This is a genomic window from Clostridium sp. CM028, assembly GCF_030585565.1.
In the GTDB taxonomy this organism is placed as follows: domain Bacteria; phylum Bacillota; class Clostridia; order Clostridiales; family Clostridiaceae; genus Clostridium_AD; species Clostridium_AD estertheticum_B.
On record NZ_CP077766.1, the window covers coordinates 2,239,670 to 2,258,323 of the forward strand.

Sequence of the window (18,654 nt, forward strand, 5' to 3'; positions counted from 1 at the left end):
TTATAAATTATAAACTATTTCGAGTTAAGTTAACAGTGTATAAACTATTAATTTCACTATAATATATGATTTACACTATTTATCGGTTAATTCACCCTTATATTTATAAACAGTGTTTTCTTTTTATAAGCTAAAATATACTTATCATTATTTGATTATACTACAAATATATAATATTACTATAAACGCAGAAAATCACACAAGCTTTATTAATTATAAAGCTTGTGTGATTAAATAAATGACGTTAAATCATCTCCTGCGGAGCTGCATATTAACGACTTCAGAAGGAGATTTATACTCCCACTGAAGTTTTCTATTTATTAGGGCATGTAACTCCAACTTATAGAAGTAGGAGACCTTCCTTCTGAAATGTCGTTAAAACTATGTTCAAAAATTTAGTTAGCTAAACAACTTCCTAGTGCAATAATACTTATCTTCTCTTTTCTCTAAATCAAATTCACTTATAGATGTAACTCTATCATGTTGCTCTACATGAAGCACATAACCCTCTTCATTCTGATTTTCAAAAAAAACTTTCGTGTAATTCATAACTTCTACTTTGTCCCCACACAGATCATAAATTAATGTTGGTACCTTACCAATCATATTCATCTACCCCTTTAATATTTATTAACTATAAGTTAATAAATATTATGGTGTACTACTATTTATGCTGAAAATGCTATTAATTTTGATTTATTTTTTTAAGATTTGGCATTGGATCCATTATAAATGGATCTTCATTCCTATTTCTGAATAAATATTAATTTTTATTTTCTGTTATCCCCCCGCTTAAAATAGTTAATATACACTTCTATATTTTTTAATTTTCATAATCATCTACAATTTTTCTTATTAATTTTTTTATTGCACTAGCTTGTGATACCAATGTCATTACAACTAAAAACACTGTTATTCTTTCCTCGTCACTTTCTTTTAAATCTAAAGCATTAATTATACTTTGTAATTTTGATTTATCACAAAACTGATTTTCTACGAAATGATTAAGGCTTTCCTTTTGCATATCAGAGAAAATTTTATAAGCTTTCTCCCATGAAATAATATCATCATCTCTATCATTAATTTCATTGAACGCTAGTCTAAAGACTTTTTTAATTTCCTCTGACGTAAGTATAGGTCTCATGTAGCTAAGTAAGACTAATTGGGCAAGGTGTAACTTTGTATAGCCTCTTTTTTTACTATCTTCTGGCTTAGATATAACTCCGCCTTTTATATAATTCTGTACTATATTATTAGTGTAATTATCAGCATCAAATTTATCATTTAAGTAATCAATCACTTGTGATAAAAACAAATCGTACTGAGGTAATTCTTCATACAGAATTATGCTGTTTTCGGATACCGATTTTGATAATGAAATTATATTATCTAGAGTAAATTTAGCCTTATCCACCATTTGTCACCTTCCAAAATTAATATACTAAATAAAATATATTTTATAGTCTTGATCATATAATTATATTATAGGGTATGTATATACTATTACAAGTTATTTTCTTTTTTTTATAATTTGCATTATTTCTGTAGAAATTTGAAAATAACTAACCTAAGATTCGCATATAAAAATATTACCATATTAATGTTGTTTTTTCTTCGCTCTGTATACTTTAATAATAAATAGCGGTTAATATAAATTATTAGTTTGAAAACCCACTAATTTTTAACATTATTTATAATACGCAATATACTCTACTCTTTTACAAGATTCTCGTTATGCAATTTGATTTAATTCACAGTTAATATTGCAAACATCTAAATTTTAACCATTATAATTAAGTTATCCACTGTTTTTAACATTTAATCAACAGAAGCTGTGGACAATTTAGTTTACACGGAAAGCCTTGTTTAAAAGCATTTACATATTAAAAGTAATTCTGACAAGTTTCTTATCCACATTATACATTCTCACCTGTTCATAAACTGTTAATCCTTGTGTGGAGAAAAGAGTATTAAATTATTTTTCTACTTTCAATTTTTATCTTTTTCTGCCATTTGATTTTTATCTTATTTAAATAAATTATTATAGTTTGCAAGTGATTTTAGCTATATCTGAAATCACTTGCAAACTAACCCTCCCTATACTATCTAATCTCCCCAAAAAACAGCTGACTAATCCACTCCTGCTTTAGTCAGCTATGTTTTATACACTCAAACTTATTACCCCCCCTCAGCAATACCACATATCTTTTCTATTCCCTCTTTTGCTATTAATATTGCAATTTTTCTTGAACTCGTTTATATTAGTATTCGATAATTAGCCACAGAAAATATCATCCATCTTATATTTTCTGTGGTCAATTTACGGTTTTATAAAAATCAAACTTTACAATTTTCTCGTGAATAAAAAAACAGACTATTAAAATAGCCTGTTTTTTTATTCAAAATTACTTAACTCTTCTTGCAGTAAGGTAATCTCCTCGTGTCAATTCTGATATTTTAATCACATCTCCCGTACGAGGTGCATGAATATATGAGTTATTTCCTACATACATTCCCACATGATGTGGATCTGACGCTGAACCAAAGAAAATCAAATCTCCTGGTTGCAAAGCTTCTCTAGATACATATGATCCTTCATTTATCTGTGTATATGTAGTTCGGCTTAATGAAACTCCGAAATGGTTATATATATGTTGCATAAACCCAGAACAATCAAAATATTCAGGACCAGCAGCACCCCAAACATATGGTGTTCCTAAATAATTACTTGCATAAGCAACTATCGCATTAGAGCTAAGTGACGCTGACGCTGATCCTGATCCTCTAGATGGAGTAACATTAGATTGAGCAGTCTTAGCTGCATTATCTCTTATTTGTTGTATTTGCTTCATAGTAGCATCTACGGTAGCTTGTCCATCACTAATCTTGCCAGCATATAATTGTTTTTTCTTTTCAGCTTCCTTGATTAATGCATCTTGTTCTTGCTTCTTTTCTTTAAGCTTGCCTATCTTATTTTCATTATCAGTTTTCAACACTAATAACTTAGTTTTTTCAGCTTCAAGCACAACCTTTTTATTTTCAATTTTACTCTTTTCAGCTGTTAATTGTCCAATAATTTTATTATCATATTCCACAATTTTTTTAATGTTGTCAACCCTTGAAATAAGATCTTCTACTCCCTCGGAATCCAATAAAACTTCCAAATAGCTATCCGCACCATTCATATACATACTTCGCATTCTCTTATTAAATAAGTCCTCTTCTTCTTTAATATTAGCCTCTGCAACTTGTATATCCTTTGTTGTTTTTTCTATTTGCTTCTGGGTCTCACCTATTTTATCTTTTGTTTTATCCACTTCTATGCCCATTTTTCCTATGCTCGAATCCAATTTTTCAATTGAAATTTCTATATCCGCAACATTATCTTGTATTTTCTTGTACTCGTTTTTTTGCTCCTCAAGCCGGCCCTTTTGATTACTAAGCTTATCCGATAATGGATCTGCCAATACCTGTATATTTATTGTAGCAGCCAGTCCAATTGTTACTATAAGCGATATTATTTTTTTTCGCAACTTAATCCCCCCATATCAAAAAATATATATATATATGTACTTTTATAATTTATTCACTCTTAAAACGACATTTTTATTATAACACTATTTTGCGCAAGTATTCATTGGGAACATAGGTTAAATTTCCAATGAATGCTTGTATACTTCTGATTTAGGCATATTTCTATCTTTTGCAACTTTTTTCATTGCATCTTTTTTATTTATTCCCTCATCCATATGTTTTTGTATATGTTCTTCTATAGTTAGTAAATCCCATTTAGCTCTTTCATCTTTATCTATATCTTCCTTACTCTTACCTTCAACTACTAATACATATTCTCCTCTTGGGGCGTTTTGTTTATAATATTCCACAGCTTCTTCTAAACTCAACCTAATTATCTCTTCATATAATTTTGTAAGTTCCCTGCACATTGATATTTTTCTGTTTCCAATACTTTCATATAAAAATTCTAAAGTTTTTAAGAGTCTGTGAGGAGCCTCATAGAAAATTAAAGTTTCACTCCTATTTATTAAATCATCAATAATAGGCTTTCTATCTTTATTTTCCCTAGGTAAAAATCCTCTAAATATGAATTTTGTAGTATCAAGTCCTGAATATACAAGTGCAGTAGTAATTGCAGTGGCACCAGGAAGCACTACGAATTCTATGTTCTGTTCTATACACTTTAAAACTATTACGCTTCCCGGATCTGATATTCCCGGCGATCCCGCGTCGCTAATTATAGCTATATTTTTACCTTCTTTTATCTGCTCAATTATATTTTGACTTTTTCCTTGTTCATTATGTTGATGATAGCTTATAAGTGGCTTTTTTATATTAAAATGATTTAGTAATTTTAAGCTTTGCCTCGTATCTTCTGCCGCTATTATATCTACATTTTGTAACACTTCTAATGCTCTGAGCGTTATATCCTTTAAATTGCCTATAGGGGTTGGAACTAAGTATAATTTTCCTGACATTCTTATCACCCTTTACTTTAATATTTGCATTAATTGGCTCTACCTTTAAATTATTTAATATTCTATTGTATTTGAATTATACATATCAGCAATTTCCTGAGTATACCCACCATCCTCAGTGTGAACATAAAGAGGGGGCTCCCATTTTAAAAAGGTTCCTCCATCTCTTTGTCCCTCGATGAGTACAATGTTAGGCGCCTTATTTACACTAGGATGCACCATTCTTATACGTTTAGGCTCAATTCTATGTTTTCTCATAGCGCATAAAATATCAACTAATCTATCAGGCCTATGTACCATATACATCCGTCCATTATCCTTCAACAAAGCTCTACATGCAATAATTACATCTTCTAATGTGCAACAAATCTCATGTCTTGCTATAGCATTCTTATCATCTAAACTTATTAATCCTGAATTTTGAAGTTTATAAGGTGGATTAACTGTAACAATTTCTGCCTTGGGAATGCTTTTAATGAGTTCTATATCCTTTAAGTCTCCATTTATAAATTTAATTTTATGTTCTAAATTATTATATCGTGCAGATCGATTCGCCATATCAACAAATTCCTTTTGAATTTCCACACCAATTAGATTACTTGCATATGTTTTACCTGCTAATATGAAAGGAATTATTCCTGTACCAGTACATAAATCAACAACTTTAGCATTTCTTCTTATTTTAGCAAAATTAGCAAGTAATACTGCATCCACCCCAAACCGGAAAGCATGTTTTTTTTGAATAACATGAATTCCCTTTAAATTAAGATCATCTAAAGTTTCATCATCTCCTAAAAACCCCATTATGTATCTCCTTTCTATGAAATCTATATTTACTTTATACATAACAACAACAGAAGTATACCTCAATTTTTGTTGCTAAATCAAGAGAATACAGATTATAAAATAATAAATATATTTTATTTTATTTATCACCAATCTAATTTATTATAAAACTACTATTAGTAACCATTGTTGAATATACATTAATTATATAATAATCGATTATAATGAGGTTAAAAATGCAATTAATATTATATCCTTTTAAAAATATAGTTTTCAATAAGAATTCTGTTTTATTAGATGCCTCCTTCTTGCTCAGCTTAATATATGATGATGATATTAAGCATAGTGATTGTTTATCATGCTTAAAGCAACTTTCTGAAGGAAGTTGTGAGTTTTACACTACCAGTATCATCTCTGCAGAAGTTTTAAATAAAATACTTTATAAATTGTTCATTAGTGACATCCAATGTAAAATAAGCAATAATAGACCCTATAACTCAGCCGTCAACATTAGATCTATAGCAAATAGCTTTAGCCGTCATGATACAAAAATATTAAAGGAAAAGAAAAAAGACAGACTTATTCATATTCCATATAAAAGGTATTTTGATAATATTTCTAAAAATTCTATGAAAAGAGATTTATTGAATATCTATTACAATAAGTCCGTAGAAATAATTTCAGAACTAGAAAAAATTATAAATATAAAATATCTTAACATTCCTGAAGAGTGTATATCTCTAGTTAAAAAATTCATGTGTGAAAACCTATTATCTGTAAATGATGCTTTCCACATAGCTACTGCGGAGTACAATAATATAGACTTTTTACTAACTTTGGATGGTGACTTTATTTTTGCTGAAAGTAGTAAAATGCAAATACTTAGGATTTAACAAACTAATATTTGTTTCAACTTTACCGTCGTTAATTCATTTTTTTCGAAGCTGTGTAACTCCACAGGAGATGATTTAATGCATCAATTACTTGCACTATAAATAAAGAAGTGTACTTTGAGAGACTCAAAATTACACTTCTTTTTTATAGCTATTATTTTGGAATATTAATAATTGTGCCTTCTTTTATAGCATCCTCATTTGTAATTTTATTTGTTTCTTTTAACATTTCTATCGCTTTTTTCACATTATATGAAGTCATATTATTTTTGGCGATTGAAGTTAATGTATCTTTGCTTTTAACAGTGTAGTCACCAGTTTTAGATTTTTTAACTACAGCTGTTTTAGCTGTTTTATCTGTTTTAGCTTTTTCAACTACAGCAGTTGAATCTTTAATTGCTTTTTCATAAGGAATTACTATTTTCTGACCCGCTGCAATTTTGTAAGATTCATTTATACCATTCCTACTTTTAATAAATTCAACCATTTTGCTTTTGTCCTGACTAGGTGTATACGTTTTTACTATACTAAACACTGTGTCATTTTCTTTAACAGTATACATTCCAACGTTAGTTTTGTCATTTATATAAGCAGCATCCATTTCATTAGTGCTTTCCCCTTGAGTATTTTTATTTGTTACCGTCTCATTATTATCTGTAGGTATTATTTTATTGCTTTGCACTATACTATCATCTTGTAATTTTACATTAGCAACATTTTCTCTTCCTCCAATGAACTTCATAGAAAAAAACACTCCTAACATTACTACAGCAATCGTAGATATACTAATTATTCCTTTTTTCATACTCATATTTAAAACCCCTTTCATATTTATTAGTCAATGATTTACATTTAAATTATTGACTTAATTTAAAATTCTCATACCTCCAAATTATTTTATTGTTGTTTAAAACTAATTTATATTTTTGCAAAAATTATCAGTATATTTTAAATGTATTTCAACAGAAAAATAGGCTGTTAACCTTTGAATGTAAGTTAACAGCCTCTATATCCCAATATATTACTTTTTGTTAAATACTATTTTTTTTCTATTTGCATCTTAACTTCTTCACCCGTCATTCCAGTTGCATTAATAATTGAAGTTTTTGATATAGTATTCTCTATACCCATAATATCTTGATTCTCGCCCGTGACAATAACAGCATCATATTTATTAAAAAAATTACCTGCATTTTTTTTTCTATTATCAAACTCTTTGACTGTATATCCCTCGTCACTCAAGTAATCCTTAATTGGGTTTAATCCCTTTTGCACTGCTAATTTTTTCATATTTTAAGCCTCCCTTCAAAATTATTATCTCCAATTCTAAAATGCGTATTCATATGAATCCATTTATACTTTACTTTTTAACATAGCAAAAAACAAAGAAAAGAAACCAGAGAAAGTTTCTCTGATTTCTTTATACAACTGTATACCCGACTACCTCAATTGCCTCAATTAAATTATCCAATGAAACAAAATAATCATCATATATTATTTCTATTTCTTTGCTTACACTATTTATTTGGCAAGCAACTACCCCTTGATTATTAGATATTGCTACATTAATGTTACTAATATCCTCCGAAGTATTCATATTGTATACTTTTATAACCGACTTCATCTTCCCCCCCCCTAGTTATCTTTAAATAGTTCTTTTACAACATATGAATCTTCCTCATTTCCATCTAACTCCAATTTAATATTCTCCACGATAACAGAATCTTCATATCTTCCAGAAATTAATGTTAAGTCTTCGATTTTAACCTCTACTATTTCTTCATCGCTCCCATTAAGTTTTATCTTAATTTTCACAGTTTCTTTTACAACACTATTCCCAATAACTTCTGCTCTACCATAAGGTGTGTCTACTATGGATCCTAAAGTAGGTAAAGTTTTTCTTATTCTTTCATATGTGTCCTGCTCATAGTTTAAACAGCACATAAGTCTACCACAAATACCTGAAATTTTTGTAGGATTTAATGATAAATTTTGCTCTTTAGCCATTTTTATAGACACTGGTGCAAATTCGCCCAAAAAAGTTGAACAACACATAGGTCTACCACACGGTCCAAGCCCACCTATCATTTTTGCTTCATCCCTAACTCCTATTTGTCTAAGTTCTATTCTGGTTCTAAATACCGCCGCTAAGTCCTTTACTAATTCACGAAAATCCACTCTTCCATCTGCTGTAAAGTAAAATATAACTTTATTATTATCAAAAGTATACTCTACATCTATGAGTTTCATATCTAGTTCATGTTTATGTATCTTATCTAAGCATACTTCATAGGCTTCCTTTTCTTTTCTTTTATTTTCTAAGTCTTTTTCTGCATCTCCATCTGTAGCCTTTCTGATAACGCATTTAAGGGGAGATACTATATCATCTTCTCGTATTTCCTTTATGCCAATAACACATTCTCCGAATTCTATCCCTCTTACGGTTTCAACAATAACCTTATTTTCCTTTTGAATATCTATACCATTTGGACTAAAATAATATATTTTACCAGCTTTTTTAAATCGTACTCCTATTACTGTAACCATGTTAAATCATCTCCTTCGCAGCTGCATATTAACGACTTCAGAAGGGGATTTAACTACCACTGAAGTTTTATTTTTGCTAAGGTAGGTAACTCCCACTTATATAAGTGGGAACCTTACCTTCTGAAATGTCGTTAAACCTCCTGCATTTTAAATAGCATTACTTCAAACGTCAACCCCGGGTTAACGTTCCTAACTAAATTCTCCCTAGTATCATTTATTATGCTTATAATACCATTTAATTTAATAAATGAAAATATATTAGCCAATTCTTTTATACTTAATAACTTATCTATGTTAAGAATTAAATCTTCTTCTTCAATTTCTTTATATATTATGGTATCCCTAATATACGAAAGAAATGCAGTTAATATTTCTTCAAAATTTTCTTTTTGATTAGATAATTTTTTTTCATATTTAATTAGCTCTTCAGTTCCAACTTTATTAAGATTAAGCAATATTTCCAAGGTAATATTTCTAATATCCTTGAAATTATTATCTTGAATAAACTTTTCAGCTTTTCCTGGTATTCCATCACTAAAAGCTATAACAACCCTTATCTCCTCTAAAGATAAATCATAATAATTTATTTTTAAAAACTCTTTCATCTCATCTACGTTTAAATTCTTTAGTTTATGTATTTGGCATCTTGATTTTATTGTGTCCAATATAACTTCAAGATTTTCACATAATAAAAGTATAATCACGTTTTTAGGTGGCTCTTCGATTGTTTTTAAAAAAGCATTTTGAGCTTGCACCGTCATTTTATGGGCATTGTAAATAATAATAACTTTCCTATCACCTTCATAAGGTTTTTTGTTAATTTCTTCAATTAAAGCTCTTATAGAGTTAACCCCTATGGTACTTTTGTTTTTTTCTATTCTCCATTCTACCAAATCAACATATTGTCTATCTTGATTTTTTCCTAAAACCTTTAACCCTATATTCTTAGCTACTATACTTTTGCCTATTCCCTCCTCTCCAACTAAAAGGTGAGCATGTGATAACCTATCCGATTCTATAGATTTACTTATTTGATTTTTTATACTATTATGACCTATTATGCTCTCAAAATTCATTTTGATCCTCCATACATAGAAGCAAGTATAGATTTATATATACTTGCTTCTAATTAGTTATACCTTTATGTACTTGTCTACGTCAACTACAAATACATTTGCTCCACCTACCTCCACTTCAATAGGAAATGGCATATATACTCCAGTAGAACCAGCTACAGGTGAAGGTGATGATATTATTTGCTTTCTTTCCTTACATACTTCCTCGATAATGGCTAAAACTTCATCTACCTTTTCTTTATCAACACCCATTAGTAATGTTGTATTGCCTGATTTCAAAAACCCTCCGGTTGTAGCTAATTTTGTAACCCTAAAACCCTTGTCTGTTATTTCCTTAATTAAATCATTTGCATCATCATCTTGTACTATTGCAATAACTAATTTCATTTAACCCCACCCTTTTTATAATTTTATTTTTTTTATTCTGTTTATTATATCTTTATGTATTTCATCTACATTCCTATTACCATCTATTACTTCTATTTTACCATATTTCCTACAAATTTCTAAGTAACCTTCAAAAACTTTTTTATGAAATTCATTCCCGCCATTTTCTAAACGATCTAAAGTCTTTTGCATTTTTTTTCGATTTAATCCTTCTTCATATGGGATAGTAATCATAAATATTAAATCTGCTTCTAATCCATCTAAAGCGGCTTCATTCATGCTCTTTATTCTTTCCAATCCGAGTCCGCGGCCAATGCCTTGATACACCATTGAAGAATATACAAAACGGTCGCATATAACTATCTTACCCATGTCTAAGGCTGGCTTTATAACCTCGCTAACTAGTTGAGCCCTAGACGCAGCATAGAGTAATGCCTCGCACATATAACTCATATTACAATTATCATTATCCAATATTATTTCTCTGATTTTCTCACTAATTTCTGTGCCACCCGGTTCCCTAGTTCTTACTACTTCAAATCCCAATTCTTTTAGATGCTTTTCTAGTAATTGTATTTGAGTAGTTTTCCCTGAACCATCTGGGCCTTCTAGTGCTATTAGACGCCCTCTTTCCATTCAATCCCCTCCACCAATATTAATAGTCTATTTTTCTACTGTTGCTACTTTCCCATCATTAATTCCAAGTACTGTTACATTGCATTGCAAGTAATATTCTATAACAGCTATAGTATCCTCATCTAGTCTTTCTCCAGGCATTACAATAGGTATTCCTGGTGGATATGGAACTATTGCTACTGCACTTATTTTCCCCTGTGAATTTTTTAACTCTACCATAGTTTTTTCTCTATCCATTACTTCATATGGGTACATAATTGGCATTGGCATACCATAATCTATTAATTCTACATATTTCCCCTTTAAATTGTTCATATCACAGTTTTTCAGGGCTATGTATAACACTTCAAAATCCTGCTGATTATTAAAGGGTGAAAATATTAAAACTACATTTCTACTATCACTCATTTCAGCTTGAATATTGTTTATTCTTAAATATTCTAATAACTTATGTCCACTATACCCCTTAGGTACATTTAATATATATCTAGTTAAATCCATAGTATACTTATTATCATATTTAGTGGAATTCTCTGATACAACTAATAAATCTTCCTCACCTATAATGTGAAATTTGCCTAATCTATTGATTCTCTCTCTATTAAATTTACATATTTTAATTAACTCTTCATAATCATTTTCACCACACTCTTGAAGATAAAATCTTGCATAATCCATAGAACATAAAAGCATATAAGATGGACTTGTACTTAAAAAGGCACTTGCATAGAAATCTACCTTACTGATATCCGTGCCTTTTCCTACATGTAAAAAAGCTGTTTGCGTTAGGCTAGGTAGAGTTTTATGCGCACTCATAACTACCATATTAACTCCCATTTTCAAAGGGTTTTCGGGTAATAACTTATTGGCACCAAAATGCGCACCATGAGCGGCATCTACTAATACCTTAATATTATATTTTCTAGCAATTTGAGTAATGTATGATAAATCAAAGCATATACCATAATAATTAGGGTAGGTAACAATAATCCCTTTAGCATCTTTATTTTCATTAATTAAAGTGGAAAAATGCTCCTTATCTAAAGGAAAAGGAACATCATATTTTGGATGAATTTCATTTTTAATATATACTGGCTTTAGTTTTCTCATAATAATGGCATTAAATATCGAGCGATGACAATTTCTCTCTACAATGATTTTGTCACCCTCATTGAAGGATGAAAAAATCATAGCTAAGTTCCCACTAGTACTACCATTCACTAGAAAATAAGATTTAATACTTCCATAGTATTCACTCAATAACTCTTGAGACTCTTTTATTATTCCTTCTGCATGGTGGAGATTATCTAGTCCATCGACCTCAGTAATATCTCCCTTTATAAAATTTTCGTAAAGCTCCTTGCCTCTTATCGTTTTAAAAAACCCAAGCCCTCCCTTATGCCCTGGCATACAAAAGGAAACATTTTTTTCTTTTATATATTTTAACACTCCATCTACAAGTGGTAATCTTGACAATCCTTAGTCACTCCTCTTGGTATAAACTGCACCAAAGTCTTTCTTATACAGTTCTTGTAATATTCATAAAAATCAGTATTAGCCTTTGATTCTATAATTCTTCCTTCGCAATTATTGCAAATCCCTCTTCCATTTATTATTATACCATCATTTAGAGGCTTTCTACATATAATACATTTTTCTTTTTTCATAATTTCCCCCTTAAACTTGCTAATTAAAAATTACCTACAGTATAGCCTCTTATACTATATTTTATTCAACTAAGTACGGTTTCTTATTTTGTCCACTTAATAATTTAAAATATATTTATCTACATTTTATGCCATAAATAGCTATATAAAATTATTATTTAAACTTATAAAATATTATTTATTATTATCAATATATTTATGTACCTTTGGTTATACTAAATGTGTTAATAGGTATGAACATTTTGAAAGGAGCGAAGGCTATGAAACAAGAAATTATAAGTTATATAAGCAGTATAAAAGAAGATATCCACAATTTATCTAATTATCTTTATACTAATCCAGAAACGAGTTATAAAGAGTATAAAGGTTATTCTTACATAATAAATATGTTAAAAGCTCATGGTTTTGAAATACAAGAAAATTATTGTAATATTCCTACTTCTTTTTATGCTCAATATGGAAATGGCCACCCTAAGATATGCTATATATGCAAATACACGTCTACTGAAAATGTAGGTCATATTTTTGGTAATAACGTGAATGCTAGCATTTCTATTGCGGCAGCATTAGGATTATCAAAAGTAATATCTAAAAGCGGTGGAAGTGTACTTCTATTAGGATGCCCAGGCGAGTACACAAACGGCGCAGAATTAGCTTTAGCAAAGGAAAAATGTTTTGATGATATGGATGTTATTATTGCTCCTCACTGTGATACAAGCAATGCGGAAAGCGGCACCTCCATGGCTACAATTCCACTTAAACTTAAATGTACCCAAACTATTAATAATAACAATGAAGCTCTTAGTAACCTTTCATCTTTGGATTCCTATTTATTTATACTTAATACATTAAGTCAATTATTAAAAGGATTGCACAACAGGTATTTTATTGATAGCATTTCTATAGAAAATGCCTCTTCGCGCATTAATGAATTTTCTGAATCAGAGGCCAAATTTTATTTAAAAGCTCCTAGCCTAAAAGAAGCTAAATCTCTAGAAAAAACTATTGTAACCTTTATTCAATCACTATCTCAAATAATGAATATAACCGGAGAAATAAGCATATTTGAATTGCCTTCACAAGAGCTTTTTACAAATAAATCTTTATCAAGAATATTTACACACAACTTAAAAGAATGCGGCATCATCGATATTGCTTGTTGTAAAAATACTCTATATGGTCTGGGAATAGGTTCTATAAGTCATATTACTCCATGCATATATCCATCCATATCTATTACAGAAGATTCCTCGTTGAGTTGCCCCTCACCTGCATTTGCTCTAGAAACTCAAACAGATTTTTGTAAAAATAATATGATAAAAGCTGCAGAAGCTCTTGCCTTAACAGGCCTCGATATTATTGAGAAAGAAGAGTTATTAAAAGAAATTGGACTTGAATTAAAATAATATGCAATTAAAACGTTTCTTTAAAGTATCATTTGTTAATGAGCGACTCATAATTGGGCTGTTGGAGATTCTCCAATAGCCCTTTCTCATCTTGGCAATAGATTTTGGATGTATTCTACACCCTAACTTAATCTTTGGACCTATAAAATGAAAGCTCAAGAAACTTAATTTCCATACTCGGTCTACCTTTGTTTTCTCACCCTTTACTTTAATAAATAGTTTCTTTTTCTACAAATAATACAGTATTATCCATTAAATATTCGTATTCCTTAGGTTGGAACCCTACCTAGGGCCTCCTTCAGCTAGTGATCGGCAACTACAGACCCACACAGTGGACTTTCACAACCTAGTTAATTCCCTGCCTGGCACATATAAAAAAGAAGTATAATCATAACTCAATTATACTTCTTATATATATCTATTATTTATTTTTAAAATATGCTTTTTCTTTTAGTAATTTAATTTTATTCATAAACCCATCACTAGGCTCAAAATAAAATTTTTTAAAGTTATCTCCTACTTTATATATACAACAAAACTTACTCCCAATAAACGTAGAACAAATATACTTTTTACTGCTACTAATATGAACACCTGCACTGTAGTTTTTATATTTACCAATATAATCTATATCCTTTAATTTAATATCTTCTAGTATTTTAACCTCTTCACCTTTTATCTTATGGATAATGAATTGATCTGCTACGATTGAATACTTATACTTAACCTTACATTTTGAAAACTCCATATAGCAAAGAGCAATCATTAGTGTATTAAAGAACATAGTTACAAACGTCTTAATATTTATTCTGCCTATACTTACTTTAGTGAATACGTCTGATAAGCATATAAATACAATTAATGTAATAAATAACAATACTATAGCTGGAAACTTTTTTCTTTGAACCATCTCTTTATACATAAAAGCCAGACCCCCTAAATCAATTAAAAATACTAGATATAAATAGTTTTGTGACCAACATATGTGATTATACTAGCATTTCATATATTAATCTACTTGTACTAAGCTCCCTATAGTGCGTATACCATAATATATGCCCATATATGTTATTTATACTAATCCATATGTATCAATATAGGTATTTCTAGCTTTTTCGCTATATTTCTTAATTTAAATAAAAGTTATAGATATTTTATTTATTTATATCCACTAAAAAATTAACTGAGCATATCTAAAATAAGCAAAACTTTACCATTTACTATAACAAATAATGAAGTAGGTAGACATCGTGTAATTAGGTTCAAATATTTATTGTACAACCCTCCGTTAGTTAGGTTAGATAGACCCTTCTCAGCCTATTGGCTCCACAAGCCTGCTGGGCACACCACAAAAAAAACACTTTGTAATATTTACAAAGTGTTTTGGAGGCGCCACCCGGATTTGAACCGGGGAATAAAGGTTTTGCAGACCTTGACCTTACCGCTTGGCTATAGCGCCATAACTTGGTGGCTAGACCAGGAATCGAACCAGGGACACGAGGATTTTCAGTCCTCTGCTCTACCGACTGAGCTATCCAGCCACATTACCTGGCGACAACCTACTCTTCCACAAGGTCACCCCTGCAGTACCATCGGCGCATTGAAGCTTAACCTTCGTGTTCGGTATGGGAACGGGTGTTACCTTCATGCCATAATCACCAGATTGAGAATATAAATATTCTCTGAAAATTGCACAGTGAATTAGTCTTTTCGCTCACGCTCAAAGCCTCGCTTCTTTCTTACGAAAGAAGTATTTCGCATTACTTTTAATTATATATTTAGGTCAAGCCCTCGACTTATTAGTATTAGTCAGCTGAACATGTTACCATGCTTACACCTCTAACCTATCAACCTGGTGGTCTTCCAGGAGTCTTACTAACACCGCACTTACGTGCGAGTTATGGGAAATCTCATCTCAGGGTGGGCTTCACGCTTAGATGCTTTCAGCGTTTATCCCTTCCAAACATAGCTACCCAGCGATGCCACTGGCGTGACAACTGGTGCACCAGAGGTTTGTCCATCCCGGTCCTCTCGTACTAAGGACAGCTCCCTTCAAATTTCCTACGCCCGCGACGGATAGGGACCGAACTGTCTCACGACGTTCTGAACCCAGCTCGCGTGCCGCTTTAATGGGCGAACAGCCCAACCCTTGGGACCTACTTCAGCCCCAGGATGCGACGAGCCGACATCGAGGTGCCAAACCTCCCCGTCGATGTGGACTCTTGGGGGAGATCAGCCTGTTATCCCCGAGGTAGCTTTTATCCGTTGAGCGATGGCCCTCCCACGAGGTACCACCGGATCACTAAGCCCGACTTTCGTCCCTGCTCCACTTGTAAGTGTCGCAGTCAGGCTCCCTTCTGCCTTTGCACTCTTCGCGCGATTTCCAACCGCGCTGAGGGAACCTTTGGGCGCCTCCGTTACTTTTTTGGAGGCGACCGCCCCAGTCAAACTGCCCACCTAACAATGTCCTGTGACCAGATTCATGGCCTCCAGTTAGAACCTCAGTACTGTCAGGGTGGTATCCCAAGGATGACTCCACACAGGCTGACGCCCATGTTTCTCAGTCTCCCACCTATCCTGTACAGACAATACCGAAATTCAATGCTAAGCTACAGTAAAGCTCTACGGGGTCTTTCCGTCCAATCGCGGGTAGCAAGCATCTTCACTTGCACTACAATTTCGCCGGATGTGTTGTTGAGACAGTGCCCAAATCATTACGCCATTCGTGCGGGTCGGAACTTACCCGACAAGGAATTTCGCTACCTTAGGACCGTTATAGTTACGGCCGCCGTTTACTGGGGCTTAAGTTCATAGCTTCGGCGGGAACGAATTCCCGACTAACTAATCCCCTTAACCTTCCAGCACCGGGCAGGCGTCAGCCCCTATACATCAGCTTTCGCTTTAGCAGAGACCTGTGTTTTTGCTAAACAGTTGCTTGGGCCTATTCTCTGCGACCTACTTACGTAGGCACCCCTTCTCCCGAAGTTACGGGGTCAATTTGCCGAGTTCCTTAACAACAATTCTTCCGATGGTCTTAGGATTCTCTCCTCACCTACCTGTGTCGGTTTGCGGTACGGGCACCAATATCCTCGATAGAGACTTTTCTTGGCAGCGTGGAATCAGATACTTCAGGAATAAATTCCCTTCCCCATCACATCTCAGCGTTAAGAGCAAACGGATTTGCCTGTCTGCTCCGCCTAAATGCTTAGACACACATCCAATAGTGTGCACATCTTATCCTCCTGCGTCATCCCATTTCTAATAACGTCCATTGGTGGTATCGGAATATCAACCGATTGTCCATCACCTACGCCTTTCGGCCTCGGCTTAGGTCCCGACTAACCCTGAGAGGACGAGCCTTCCTCAGGAAACCTTAGGTTTTCGACCGTTAAGATTCTCACTTAACTCTCGCTACTCATGCCAACATTCTCACTTCTGTACCGTCCACCACTCCTTACGGTATGACTTCAGCCAGTACAGAAAGCTCCTCTACCGCGTACACAATTGTGTACACCCATAGCTTCGGTGGTAAGTTTTAGCCCCGGACATCTTCGGCGCAGGATCTCTTGACTAGTGAGCTATTACGCACTCTTTAAATGAGTGGCTGCTTCTGAGCCAACATCCTAGTTGTCTTAGAAATCCCACATCCTTTTCCACTTAACTTACACTTTGGGACCTTAGCTGATGGTCTGGGCTGTTTCCCTTTTGACTACGGATCTTATCATTCGCAGTCTGACTGCCGAAATAAAAGTATATGGCATTCGGAGTTTGATAGGGTTCAGTAACTGTTGTCAGCCCCTAGCCCATTCAGTGCTCTACCTCCATTACTCAATTAATCGACGCTAGCCCTAAAGCTATTTCGAGGAGAACCAGCTATCTCCGAGTTCGATTGGAATTTCTCCGCTATCCACAGCTCATCCCATGGTTTTTCAACACCAACGTGGTTCGGACCTCCACGGAATTTTACTTCCGCTTCATCCTGGCCATGGATAGGTCACCCGGTTTCGGGTCTACGACATGCAACTATGCGCCCTATTCAGACTTGGTTTCCCTTCGGCTCCGTACCTTAAGTACTTAACCTTGCTACATATCGTAACTCGTTGGCTCGTTCTACAAAAAGCACGCCGTCACACATATAAAGTGCTTCGACCGGTTGTAGGCACACGGTTTCAGGTTCTATTTCACTCCCCTTCCGGGGTTCTTTTCACCTTTCCCTCACGGTACTTCTTCACTATCGGTCACTAGGTAGTATTTAGCCTTGGGAGGTGGTCCTCCCAGCTTCCCACAAGGTTTCACGTGTCTCGTGGTACTCTGGATTAGATCTGACTGTTTTTCCTTTTCATTTACAGGCCTATTACCTTCTGCGGAGCAGCTTTCCAGCTATCTTCAATTAAGGAATTGCAGTATTTATGATCTATCCTCAACCCCCAGATCAAAGACCTGGGTTTGGGCTCTTTCCCTTTCGCTCGCCGCTACTTAGGAAATCGATGTTTCTTTCTCTTCCTCCGGGTACTTAGATGTTTCAGTTCCCCGGGTCTACCTCTGCATACCTATTTATTCAGTATGCAGTACATAGTTGTTACTATGTGGGTTCCCCCATTCGGAAATCTTTGGATCACAGGCTATTTGCGCCTACCCAAAGCTTATCGCAGCTTAACGCGTCCTTCTTCGGCTCCTAGTGCCAAGGCATTCGCCATGCGCCCTTTGTAGCTTGACCTTGATTCTGTCTATTTACATAGACGGTTATATTAATTTTGCGAAAT

Annotated in this window: 17 protein-coding genes, 2 tRNA genes and 2 rRNA genes; 2 read left to right on the forward strand and 19 right to left on the reverse strand. The window is 33.2% G+C overall.

Annotation, left to right across the window (positions count from 1 at the left end):
* Positions 1–399: 399 nt before the first annotated feature.
* The 5 genes from KTC94_RS10415 to KTC94_RS10435 form a co-directional block, all read right to left on the reverse strand.
* Complete coding sequence (locus KTC94_RS10415) at positions 400–606, reverse strand: hypothetical protein (RefSeq protein WP_216303294.1); 207 nt, start codon at positions 604–606, stop codon at positions 400–402.
* 217 nt (positions 607–823) lie between these two features.
* Complete coding sequence (locus KTC94_RS10420) at positions 824–1,417, reverse strand: DUF1836 domain-containing protein (RefSeq protein ID WP_216303293.1); 594 nt, start codon at positions 1,415–1,417, stop codon at positions 824–826.
* A 988-nt stretch (positions 1,418–2,405) separates the two neighbouring features.
* Entirely contained in the window at positions 2,406–3,533 is a 1,128-nt protein-coding gene (locus KTC94_RS10425) for an NlpC/P60 family protein (protein ID WP_216304495.1), read from the reverse strand.
* A 117-nt stretch (positions 3,534–3,650) separates the two neighbouring features.
* The gene (gene rsmI, locus KTC94_RS10430; protein WP_165414575.1) at positions 3,651–4,493 is read right to left on the reverse strand and encodes a 16S rRNA (cytidine(1402)-2'-O)-methyltransferase; all 843 of its coding nucleotides are present in this window, start codon (positions 4,491–4,493) and stop codon (positions 3,651–3,653) included.
* A 54-nt stretch (positions 4,494–4,547) separates the two neighbouring features.
* Entirely contained in the window at positions 4,548–5,297 is a 750-nt protein-coding gene (locus KTC94_RS10435; RefSeq protein ID WP_165414576.1) for a tRNA1(Val) (adenine(37)-N6)-methyltransferase, read from the reverse strand.
* 218 nt (positions 5,298–5,515) lie between these two features.
* On the opposite strand from KTC94_RS10435, the gene KTC94_RS10440 reads away from it, so the two are divergent.
* Complete coding sequence (locus KTC94_RS10440; RefSeq protein WP_216304498.1) at positions 5,516–6,172, forward strand: PIN domain-containing protein; 657 nt, start codon at positions 5,516–5,518, stop codon at positions 6,170–6,172.
* 154 nt (positions 6,173–6,326) lie between these two features.
* Here KTC94_RS10440 and KTC94_RS10445 read toward each other — a convergent pair whose 3' ends face one another.
* From KTC94_RS10445 to KTC94_RS10485, 9 genes are all read right to left on the reverse strand, one after another.
* Positions 6,327–6,983 carry a LysM peptidoglycan-binding domain-containing protein gene (locus KTC94_RS10445; RefSeq protein ID WP_216304499.1) on the reverse strand — a complete coding sequence of 219 codons (657 nt, stop codon included), beginning with the start codon at positions 6,981–6,983 and terminating at the stop codon, positions 6,327–6,329.
* Positions 6,984–7,210: 227 nt separating this feature from the next.
* Complete coding sequence (locus KTC94_RS10450) at positions 7,211–7,462, reverse strand: YkuS family protein (protein WP_165414579.1); 252 nt, start codon at positions 7,460–7,462, stop codon at positions 7,211–7,213.
* Positions 7,463–7,592: 130 nt separating this feature from the next.
* Positions 7,593–7,796, reverse strand: coding sequence for a heavy-metal-associated domain-containing protein (locus KTC94_RS10455; protein WP_220320312.1), 204 nt, complete (start codon positions 7,794–7,796; stop codon positions 7,593–7,595).
* 11 nt (positions 7,797–7,807) lie between these two features.
* Positions 7,808–8,719 carry a stage 0 sporulation family protein gene (locus KTC94_RS10460; RefSeq protein ID WP_165414581.1) on the reverse strand — a complete coding sequence of 304 codons (912 nt, stop codon included), beginning with the start codon at positions 8,717–8,719 and terminating at the stop codon, positions 7,808–7,810.
* A 131-nt stretch (positions 8,720–8,850) separates the two neighbouring features.
* Positions 8,851–9,795: a DNA polymerase III subunit delta' gene (locus KTC94_RS10465; protein ID WP_220320311.1), complete on the reverse strand. Its 945-nt coding sequence runs from the start codon at positions 9,793–9,795 to the stop codon at positions 8,851–8,853.
* Between the two features lie 57 nt (positions 9,796–9,852).
* Entirely contained in the window at positions 9,853–10,182 is a 330-nt protein-coding gene (locus KTC94_RS10470; protein WP_165414583.1) for a cyclic-di-AMP receptor, read from the reverse strand.
* A gap of 15 nt (positions 10,183–10,197) precedes the next feature.
* Positions 10,198–10,818 (reverse strand): dTMP kinase, encoded by a 621-nt coding sequence (gene tmk / locus KTC94_RS10475; protein ID WP_165414584.1) that lies wholly within the window; start codon positions 10,816–10,818, stop codon positions 10,198–10,200.
* 27 nt (positions 10,819–10,845) lie between these two features.
* Positions 10,846–12,294 carry an aminotransferase class I/II-fold pyridoxal phosphate-dependent enzyme gene (locus tag KTC94_RS10480; protein WP_216304503.1) on the reverse strand — a complete coding sequence of 483 codons (1,449 nt, stop codon included), beginning with the start codon at positions 12,292–12,294 and terminating at the stop codon, positions 10,846–10,848.
* Positions 12,273–12,485, reverse strand: coding sequence for a sigma factor G inhibitor Gin (locus tag KTC94_RS10485; protein WP_165414586.1), 213 nt, complete (start codon positions 12,483–12,485; stop codon positions 12,273–12,275). Before KTC94_RS10485 ends, KTC94_RS10480 begins: the two co-directional genes overlap by 22 nt.
* 260 nt (positions 12,486–12,745) lie before the next feature.
* On the opposite strand from KTC94_RS10485, the gene KTC94_RS10490 reads away from it, so the two are divergent.
* Positions 12,746–13,891, forward strand: a complete 1,146-nt coding sequence (locus KTC94_RS10490) for a M20 family peptidase (RefSeq protein WP_220320310.1) — start codon at positions 12,746–12,748, stop codon at positions 13,889–13,891.
* Positions 13,892–14,312: 421 nt separating this feature from the next.
* Here the strand turns inward: KTC94_RS10490 and KTC94_RS10495 are convergent, their stop codons facing one another.
* From KTC94_RS10495 to KTC94_RS10515, 5 genes are all read right to left on the reverse strand, one after another.
* On the reverse strand, positions 14,313–14,813 hold the full coding sequence (locus KTC94_RS10495) for a hypothetical protein (RefSeq protein ID WP_165414588.1): 501 nt from the start codon (positions 14,811–14,813) through the stop codon (positions 14,313–14,315).
* Between the two features lie 462 nt (positions 14,814–15,275).
* A tRNA-Cys gene (locus KTC94_RS10500) sits at positions 15,276–15,350 on the reverse strand.
* A 6-nt stretch (positions 15,351–15,356) separates the two neighbouring features.
* Positions 15,357–15,432 (reverse strand) — tRNA-Phe (locus KTC94_RS10505).
* Between the two features lie 5 nt (positions 15,433–15,437).
* Positions 15,438–15,554, reverse strand: a 5S ribosomal RNA gene (gene rrf / locus KTC94_RS10510).
* Between the two features lie 116 nt (positions 15,555–15,670).
* A 23S ribosomal RNA gene (locus KTC94_RS10515) occupies positions 15,671–18,608 on the reverse strand.
* Positions 18,609–18,654: the final 46 nt, after the last annotated feature.

What these genes read in the sequence shown, in the direction of transcription:
- KTC94_RS10415 (WP_216303294.1), bottom strand. Translation starts at nt 606, where the DNA reads ATGATTGGTAAGGTACCAACATTAATTTATGATCTGTGTGGGGACAAA.
- KTC94_RS10420 (WP_216303293.1), bottom strand. Translation starts at nt 1,417, where the DNA reads ATGGTGGATAAGGCTAAATTTACTCTAGATAATATAATTTCATTATCA.
- rsmI (WP_165414575.1), bottom strand. Translation starts at nt 4,493, where the DNA reads ATGTCAGGAAAATTATACTTAGTTCCAACCCCTATAGGCAATTTAAAG.
- KTC94_RS10435 (WP_165414576.1), bottom strand. Translation starts at nt 5,297, where the DNA reads ATGGGGTTTTTAGGAGATGATGAAACTTTAGATGATCTTAATTTAAAG.
- KTC94_RS10440 (WP_216304498.1), top strand. Translation starts at nt 5,516, where the DNA reads ATGCAATTAATATTATATCCTTTTAAAAATATAGTTTTCAATAAGAAT.
- KTC94_RS10445 (WP_216304499.1), bottom strand. Translation starts at nt 6,983, where the DNA reads ATGAGTATGAAAAAAGGAATAATTAGTATATCTACGATTGCTGTAGTA.
- KTC94_RS10450 (WP_165414579.1), bottom strand. Translation starts at nt 7,462, where the DNA reads ATGAAAAAATTAGCAGTGCAAAAGGGATTAAACCCAATTAAGGATTAC.
- KTC94_RS10455 (WP_220320312.1), bottom strand. Translation starts at nt 7,796, where the DNA reads ATGAAGTCGGTTATAAAAGTATACAATATGAATACTTCGGAGGATATT.
- KTC94_RS10460 (WP_165414581.1), bottom strand. Translation starts at nt 8,719, where the DNA reads ATGGTTACAGTAATAGGAGTACGATTTAAAAAAGCTGGTAAAATATAT.
- KTC94_RS10465 (WP_220320311.1), bottom strand. Translation starts at nt 9,795, where the DNA reads ATGAATTTTGAGAGCATAATAGGTCATAATAGTATAAAAAATCAAATA.
- KTC94_RS10470 (WP_165414583.1), bottom strand. Translation starts at nt 10,182, where the DNA reads ATGAAATTAGTTATTGCAATAGTACAAGATGATGATGCAAATGATTTA.
- tmk (WP_165414584.1), bottom strand. Translation starts at nt 10,818, where the DNA reads ATGGAAAGAGGGCGTCTAATAGCACTAGAAGGCCCAGATGGTTCAGGG.
- KTC94_RS10485 (WP_165414586.1), bottom strand. Translation starts at nt 12,485, where the DNA reads ATGAAAAAAGAAAAATGTATTATATGTAGAAAGCCTCTAAATGATGGT.
- KTC94_RS10490 (WP_220320310.1), top strand. Translation starts at nt 12,746, where the DNA reads ATGAAACAAGAAATTATAAGTTATATAAGCAGTATAAAAGAAGATATC.
- KTC94_RS10495 (WP_165414588.1), bottom strand. Translation starts at nt 14,813, where the DNA reads ATGTATAAAGAGATGGTTCAAAGAAAAAAGTTTCCAGCTATAGTATTG.